Source organism: Desulfobacter sp., assembly GCF_050177295.1.
Map to the genome: position 1 here is coordinate 1 of NZ_JBFXHE010000260.1, position 6,450 is coordinate 6,450.

General features: G+C 50.9%; 4 protein-coding genes and 1 tRNA gene. All 5 read right to left on the reverse strand.

The window, feature by feature from the left end; all coding sequences use genetic code 11:
- Window positions 1-48 precede the first annotated feature (48 nt).
- Window positions 49-417: a hypothetical protein gene (locus tag AB7U36_RS16125; RefSeq protein ID WP_428160730.1), complete on the reverse strand. Its 369-nt coding sequence runs from the start codon at window positions 415-417 to the stop codon at window positions 49-51.
- 347 nt (window positions 418-764) lie between these two features.
- Window positions 765-841, reverse strand: a tRNA-Pro gene (locus tag AB7U36_RS16130).
- 189 nt (window positions 842-1,030) lie between these two features.
- Window positions 1,031-2,323, reverse strand: coding sequence for a (Fe-S)-binding protein (locus tag AB7U36_RS16135; RefSeq protein ID WP_428160731.1), 1,293 nt, complete (start codon window positions 2,321-2,323; stop codon window positions 1,031-1,033).
- Window positions 2,320-3,729: an FAD-binding oxidoreductase gene (locus AB7U36_RS16140; protein WP_428160732.1), complete on the reverse strand. Its 1,410-nt coding sequence runs from the start codon at window positions 3,727-3,729 to the stop codon at window positions 2,320-2,322. Before AB7U36_RS16140 ends, AB7U36_RS16135 begins: the two co-directional genes overlap by 4 nt.
- A gap of 31 nt (window positions 3,730-3,760) precedes the next feature.
- The coding region (locus tag AB7U36_RS16145) for a CBS domain-containing protein (protein WP_428160733.1) at window positions 3,761-6,450 on the reverse strand (2,690 nt) is incomplete at its 5' end.

Below are 6,450 nucleotides of genomic sequence, written 5' to 3' on the forward strand. Positions count from 1 at the left end.
ATTTTTTGAGTCCGCACTCACGGGGGCTTGTTTATATCCAGCCCTTAGTTATTCTGCCGAGCTGAACATCTCTTGAAATACCTCGACGTGGTCGTCATCATCATCCAGGTATTCAAGCTTGATATCTGGTATGGTGAAAATCCGTTGCCGGCCTTTTACGGGAACGGGAACAATCTGACGGGTGTTTTCAAAGATCCATTCGTACCCGTCTTTGACTTTGCGTGTACCTGTCATCTCAACAACCGCAATGGCTACCCCGTGCGGGAAAATATCCCCTTCGATTGTTACCTTTTTTGCTGTGGCGCAAATGATAAGCTGTCCCTGGTAGCTGGTATCCCATGTTCTAAACTCGGTATGCTCCCCATACGCCACGAGCGACGCCCAAGGCTGGCGGATTGATAGGCAGTGTTGGGTCATAGTAGCACCTTATCCTGGTATTCCATAATGCCTCCTGTGGTGAGATATAGAATAATAGATAACTGAGGATATAGCGCATAGCCCGATCCGTCAATCATACTGCGACCGAACTTCTGGAAAATTAGAAGGCCAATGGCCAAGCACCCGGGTTTAAATGCCTCCTACAAGTCAATTACCTTGACCAGGATCATTAATATTCATCCAGGGGCCAGGCTCATGCTGGATCTATCTCACTGAAAATACGCTGCTTCCAACACCCCCCTAAATCATGACCCAATTCGTGACCCAGTAGCGTTTCACAACAAAAAAAGGCTCTCAGCAAAACCGCTGAAAGCCTTTATTTATAATGGTCGGGACGACTGGATTTGAACCAGCGACCACTTGTCCCCCAGACAAGTACGCTACCAGACTGCGCCACGTCCCGTTAAAAGCAACGTTGGGTTAATTATCACTTCCGTTTGCGAGTGTCAATAAAGAAACTAAAGTTTACTATAAATTTAGAGTATAGGACTTTCCACTTTGTCCCCCTGATATCATTTGATAAACCTGCGACCCGGGTCTTTGAAGCCGCCCTTGAGCGTATCGGAGAGTAAATTTCACTGACTTTTGCATATCAAAGGGCTGTCCGGTTGGACGGCCCTTTTGCTGATAGTTGGTCGTAAAGTAGTGCCTGGCAGACTAGTTCCAGAAGGTGAGTCACCCTGGTAGGATAATTTTTGCGGTTAAGGCTGTCCTGGAGCTGAATCATGCATCCCGGACATGCCGTTGCCACGATTTTGGCCCCGCTTTGGGCAACATGGTTGGCCTTTTGGTTGCCGATCTTTTGGCTGGTTTCGTAATGGTGTACGGAGAAGGTGCCGCCCAGGCCGCAACAGGTTGCCGCATCCGCCATCTCAACATAGTCAACCTGGGGCAAAGCGGAAAGGAGCTGCCTGGGGGCCTGGGTCAGCTCGTGATTTCGCAGATGACAGGGATCGTGGTAGGTCACCTTAACCCGAGCCTCTGATCGGGGTATAGATGAAAGCCTGCCTGCCAGGTCCATATTCATCAAAAAATCTATGATGTCCCGGGTCTTTTCGGAAAAGGGCTGATACTCAGCCCCCAGGGAAGGGTAAATCCCGGCCAGGGCATCATGGCAGGAGGCGCAGGCCGTGAGTACACAGTCAAAGGCGTGGATTTTCAAGGTCTTCAAATTTCTTTTGGCAAGGGTTTCCACCGCCTCTCCCGCACCGGCGGACAGGGCCGGAAGCCCGCAGCAGACTTGTTCGTCGGTGAGGGTCACATGGATCCCCATGAAGTTGAGAATACGGACCAGGCACTCACCGATTTCAGGGTACAGGTAGTTGATACCGCAGCCGGTGAAAAAAAGCACCTTGGGGCTTGCTGACCGGGAAGGCGTCTGCCGGGTATCCCGCTTCAAAAAGGGTGTGAATGAAGGTTTTGGCAAGGTGCGCGCCTTAGGAATGCCCGGCAGCGGAAACCGCAGTCTCAAGCCGCTTGTTTCAGGAATCTGCCGGCACAGGAGCCGGGAGGCCAAATCGCCGCTTTTACTCATCCAGTCCATGGCTTTTTTATGCGTCACTAAAGCGGCCACGCCTCTTCCGAATCCGGACAACCCTTTCTTCAGAGCTACTTCCATGCGGGCCGCCGCCACGATATCCGGGGTAGGCACCTGGTTGGGGCACAGGTGGGTGCAACTGCCGCACAGCAGGCACTGGGACAGATCATGGATCAGCCTGTCTTCGGCAAAGAGTTGCCCGTCCATCATGGCTTGGGCAAGGGCAATTTTCCCCCGGGCCACACCGCCTTCCTGGTTCTCAACCTTAAACACCGGGCATGTGGCCCGGCAGGCACCGCATTTGACACAGGCCTGAAACCACTCCCGGTATTGTTTCAGATCCTTCATTTCATTTCTCCGGGAGGAGGACAGGCAGCGTCTGGAAAAATTTTACCCGGATTGAGAATATTGTGCGGATCAAGGGCTTTTTTAAGCATTTTCATGTAACGGATAGACTCGGCGGATAGCTCAAGGGAAAGATAGGGGGCCTTCATGATACCAACGCCGTGTTCTCCGCTCATGGTTCCGCCCAGCTCCAGGGTGGCCCGGAACAGCGCCTCAATGGCATGCTCCGCTTTGATCTTCTGTTTCGCATCGGATTTGTCCGCGATGATATTGACGTGGATATTTCCGTCGCCGGCATGCCCGAAGTTCACGATGGGCAGGTTATAAAGGTCGGCAATCTTTTCGATCCGGCGGATCATTTCCGGCAGTCTGGCCCTGGGCACGCAGATATCTTCGTTGTACTTGTCCGGTCCAAGCTTTCTCAATGAGGGGGATACTGCCCTGCGGATCTTCCAAATCTCTTCGCTTTCCTCAAAAGTATTGGCTATCCGGTTCTCCAAAACGCCCAGAGATTCGATCACTGCCAGAATTCTTTGGGTCTGTTTGTCCAGGAACTCCCTGTCCCCGTCCACCTCTATAATTAGGGCCGCTCTGGCGGCTTCCGGCATGGACAGCCCTGCGGTCTGCCTGACGCAGTCCAGGGTCCGGCGGTCCATGAATTCCAGGGTGGCGGGAATGATTTTCTCACGGATAATGGCGGATACGGCCTTGGCAGCACCGTCAATGGCATCAAACACCACCAGCATAGTCTTCTTGGCCTGGGGTTTGGGAAGCAGCTTGAGAATAATTTTGGTGATGACGGCCAGGGTGCCTTCTGAACCGCAGAAGAGCTTGGTCAGATCGTAGCCCACCACCCCCTTCATGGTGGTGCCTCCGGTTTCAATCCGGTCGCCTGTGGGCGTCACCACCTCCAGGCCGATGACATAGTCCTTGGTTACCCCGTACTTGACACACCGGGGGCCTCCTGCGCATTCGGCCACGTTTCCCCCCAGGCTGGATACTTTCAGAGATGCCGGATCCGGAGGATAAAACAGTCCCAGCGCCTCCACGGCTTTTTGGAAATCCCCGGTCACCACACCGGGCTCCACCACAGCCACAAGATTTTCCTGGTCAATGTCGAGGATGCGGTTCATCCGGCTCATTCTCATAACCATCCCCCCGCAGACCGGCAGGGCACCGCCGGTGAATCCGGTGCCGGAACCCCTGGGATAAACCGGAATGCGGTGGTGATGGGCAAGTGTCATGATGCGTGATACGGTCTGGGCATCGGCCGGATGCACCACGGCATCCGGAAGGAATTGTTTGCGCGTGGCATCATAGCTGTACAGAATACGGTCGGTCTTGTCGCAGCTGACAAATTCCGGGCCGCAGATCTTTTTGATCTCCTGGATCACTTTTTCAGATATCATAAATCAGCTTCCTAATTAGTGCCTGATCCGATCAAATCAGCTTGTTTTCAAAGGCGTAATGTTTAGCAAATTCAATTTCTTCTTCCATGGTATTCAGTTTACCGTCCAGCTTTTCGTCAATAATTTTATTTAGAATCGTGGTGTAAACCGGTCCCGGCTTTATACCGGCGGATTTAAGATCCTTTCCCCCCATCACCGGTTGCGTTTTTCGCTGGTGTGTATAAAAATGGGAGATAGCTTTGCGCACCGGTTCATTTTTAGTCAATGCCAGCATAAATAAAAGGCATTCGGTTTTAAAATAGATCAGCCACCAGTACATCTGCTGATTTGAGACCGGATAGCTTCTTTCAATAAGCCGGATCGTTTGTTCGGCTTTGATGCGCTGCTCAAGCAGTAACTCTCTTTCCTTTAGGGGGAACATCAGTCTGTCCGCGATCTGGGTACTCATCCTAAAGGTGTACCCGTGAAGCCAGGCCATGAAGTAAACCGCCCATTTCGGATACGCATCATCTGCATATAAAAGATCATGCCATGCCAGGGTTTTACCCACGGATTCAAACAAGGCACAGGTGGCATCCGTTAATTTCAGATCAGGATGAATCACCTTGTCCAGGCCGTAATCAGCCATGGTCTGCACTGCAGGCAGCGGATTGTCTTCTCCGAAAATCTGTTTGAGTTCCGAAAGCACCCGCAGTCCGCTTAAATGTTTGACTGCACCGACATTTAAGGCGTTTTTGATAAGATTGGAGGTAACTTTTCCAATCCTGAAGCCAAACCTGTTGGAGAATTTGATGGCCCTGAAAATCCGGGTGGGGTCTTCGATAAAGCTTAGATTATGGATAATCCGGACAATTTTATCCTTAACATCCCTGACACCCCCAAAATAGTCAATGAGCGTGCCAAAGGTCTCCGTGTTCAGGGAAATGGCCAGGGTATTGATGGTAAAATCCCTTCTGGCAAGGTCCATCTTGATGGAGGAGTTCTCCACCACAGGCAGTGCTGCGGGTGTTGCATAATATTCAAGCCGGGCAGAGGCCACGTCAACCTTATACCCGTCCTCAAAAATGATCACTGCTGTATTGAACTTGCGGTGCTGGTGCAACCTGCAGTTATGCATTGAGGCAAAATAGCTGGCAAAGGCGATGCCGTCTCCCTCCACCACAACATCCACATCTTCAATGGGCCGTTCCAGCATCAGGTCCCGGACAAAACCGCCTACCACAAAGACCTCCACACCCAGGGTGTCACCGGCATTGCCAATGTCGGAAAGCAGGGTGAGCACGCGCTCGTTCAAACGACTGTTCAGAAGATTGCCTACATATTTTGTCCGGGGTTTCAGGCCGGAAATATCTGTTTTCTCGCTTAGGACAACTTCCCGGTTATGTTCCACCAGAAAATTTAAAAGGTCGGTGCGTGTGATAACGCCGACAATTACCCGGTTTTCCATGACCGGAACGACTCGCTGCTTTAAATCAATAATTTTGTGCTCAATGTCAGCCAGGTCAGAGGACACGCTGACACTTTGGGTACCTGGTTCAATATAATCAACAACAGGCTGGGGCCCAAGCTTATGATGCAGTATTTTTTCAGCCACATGGCGGGTAATAAACCCTAAGTATTCATTTGTTTGTAAATCAAGGACAAGCAGGGTGTTGACATTGTACCGGATTATCTTTTTCGCTGCATCCAGACACGATTTATCAGCGGTGATGGTGATGGCCGGGCTGGACATTAATTTTTTTGCCACACAAATGTGCCTGATCTGCTGTTCGATAAGTTCCATCAAACGCATTTCAACCTGGGGAAGTGTCTGATTTTCCACCTTGGCAGATGCCGCATAAAAATGGCCTCCCCCGCCAAGGGCCCCCATGATTTTACCCACATCCAGTTCATGCAGACGGTTTCTGGCAATGACATGCACCTTGGACCCCATGAGCACCAGGGCAAAAAAACAGTCCAGATTCTCCATTCTGACAATTTTCTGCACAATGGAGGCAAGATCCGAAATGTACTGGGACGCTGCAATGGCGGACAGATGGATTTGGATGCCGTTGACGGCAACAGTTGTCATTTCATTGATTAACTCATTGAGCCAGGTGACCTGTTCGGTCTTCATCTCCTTGACCACAAGGTTTGAAATGGTGGAAAGGCATGCGCCGCATGAGATCAGAAAGCCGGCCTGTTCAAAATCGGCCCGGGTTGTGGAAGAATAGGTAAAGCTACCGGTATCCTCGTAAATTCCAAGGGCCATCACCGTTGCCTCATCACTGCTGATGCTGATTTTTTTTTCACGTAGAAGTTCACACATGATGGTGGTGGTGGACCCATAGGGCTTTGACAGGTCATAGGTGCCCTTGATTTCGCCGGGCAAAGACGGATGGTGATCGTAAATTTCAATGATAAGGTCCGGTTTTTCCAGGAGCGGTTCAACACCGGACAGGCGGCTTTTCTGCCGGGTATCCACAATAACCAGCCGCTGGGTCCCACAGAAGTCTATTGTATCGGGATCTGCCATGTTAAACAAATATCCCATGGAATGAATGAAAAAATCCCTGAGGTTTTTTTCCTGGGACCCGGGGAAAATAATTACAGATTCAGGGTACAGCTTTTGGGCGGCCAGCATGGCCCCAATGGCATCAAAATCAGAATTTACATGGCTGGTTATGACTGTCCTGGGGGATATTGCCTGTTTTTTTTGGGGCACCGGATAACTCCTGTTGA

Excerpts from the sequence above, each read along its gene's own strand:
- AB7U36_RS16125 (WP_428160730.1), bottom strand. The coding sequence starts at position 417 with ATGACCCAACACTGCCTATCAATCCGCCAGCCTTGGGCGTCGCTCGTG.
- AB7U36_RS16135 (WP_428160731.1), bottom strand. The coding sequence starts at position 2,323 with ATGAAGGATCTGAAACAATACCGGGAGTGGTTTCAGGCCTGTGTCAAA.
- AB7U36_RS16140 (WP_428160732.1), bottom strand. The coding sequence starts at position 3,729 with ATGATATCTGAAAAAGTGATCCAGGAGATCAAAAAGATCTGCGGCCCG.